The sequence below is a fragment of the Oleiphilus sp. HI0066 genome (assembly GCF_001635725.1).
Genome location: NZ_LWFH01000163.1, coordinates 1 through 1,644 on the forward strand (window position 1 = coordinate 1; position 1,644 = coordinate 1,644).

The window sequence follows — 1,644 nt, forward strand, 5'->3', positions numbered from 1 at the left end:
AACACTCATATCTCGTTCTCTTTACCCGTTAACACGCACAATTCTCGTTATTATGACTCACTCAAAAATTGATACCACTAAAGCCTGTAAGCCTTTGTAACGTATAGTAATTAACGACCCTGCGTTGGGTCACATACCGACGAATGATTCCATAATTGAGGTACGTGCCCATCCTTATCACTACCAGGTACGGTCTTAGTCGAAACCACATAGGGAATACTCGATGGCTTAAGATAATCACGGTTTACCCACTTCCTACCAACCCTTACCTGAGGCTCTTTAGGCTGACAACGCATGATTATCTGGATTTCATCACCTAAATATTTGATCTCCCCAGCCCCTTTCGCGTCGACAACATAAGCACAAGCCTTACCTTTTTCTATGGGTAACGCCCTGTGATCTAGATCTTTGCGCTCAGACCCACAGTAAGCAATCCCTAACTGATCATTAGGGATGCACGCTCTTTGCGCCCGAAAATTAGCATCATAGAAGCGCACAGCGCGCTGCGAGCACTGAGCCTGTAATACGAGAGGAGTTGAATAGCGTTCTCGGGAGTTGAACCCTTGTACGTCAATAGTTTCCCAATGAACACGAAACTGTCTCAACTCGCCTTGCGAGTTCTCTGCCTCAAAAAAACCATAATGCGTTGTGGTTCTTGACGTTGCACAGCCTTGCAAAAGCAAGCTGAAACCGAGCAGAAAGACCGAGAAAATTTTCAATAAAGTCATTTATATACAAACTTTTTGTAGAACTTGTCTTAAGACTAGCAAGGAATACGCATATTGGCCCAGATCAAGACAAGTTATTTACTTGCATAAAAAGCTTGCTTAATGCATTCTCGATATTAAAATTGAAATCGTTCTCATTATTAACTTCATTAAGGATAAACCATGCGTTTTGGAATTAAGTCACTACTCGCCGCAATGCTATTTACCTCAGTAAGCAGCAGTGCGATTGCATCAGAAGAAGTCAATGTCTACTCATACCGCCAACCATTTTTGGTAGAACCATTATTCAAAGGCTTCACTGAAGAGACAGGAATCAAGGTAAACGTGGTATTTGCCAAGAAAGGTCTAGCAGAGCGCCTTAAGCGTGAGGGTGCTAACTCTCCGGCTGACTTAGTATTCACTGTTGATATTGGCCGCCTAAATGAAGTTGTTGAAATGGATTTAGTTCAGGCTGTTAACTCAGATACTCTTAACAGCAATATTCCTAGCCAATATCGTGATCCAGAAGGACTGTGGTTTGGTCTTACGACTCGTACTCGCTCTATCTACGCATCAAACGAACGTGTAAAAGATGGCGAAATCACAACATATGAAGAGCTTGCCGATGAAAAATGGAAAGGTCGTATTTGTACTCGTAGCGGCAAACACCCATATAATTTAGCGTTGATCGCTTCAATGATCGCTCATCACGGCGAAGCAGAAACGGAAACATGGTTGAAGGGCGTTAAAGCAAACCTTGCTCGCAAACCACAAGGCAATGATCGCGCACAAGTAAAAGCTATTTATGAAGGAGTATGTGACCTTTCACTAGGCAATAACTACTACCTAGGCAAAATTCTTCAAGATGAAGAGCAAACAAAATGGGCAAATGCCGTTAACATTCTGTTCCCTAACTCTGCAGATCGCGGTACTCACG

2 protein-coding genes are annotated in these 1,644 nt (G+C 42.8%); one reads left to right on the forward strand and one right to left on the reverse strand.

Annotated elements, in window-relative coordinates:
* Positions 1-110 precede the first annotated feature (110 nt).
* On the reverse strand, positions 111-728 hold the full coding sequence (locus tag A3738_RS02775; RefSeq protein WP_068476554.1) for a hypothetical protein: 618 nt from the start codon (positions 726-728) through the stop codon (positions 111-113).
* 162 nt (positions 729-890) lie between these two features.
* Here A3738_RS02775 and A3738_RS02780 point away from each other — a divergent pair.
* Positions 891-1,644 (forward strand): extracellular solute-binding protein (locus A3738_RS02780; RefSeq protein WP_068763334.1); only part of this gene is annotated, 754 nt, incomplete at its 3' end.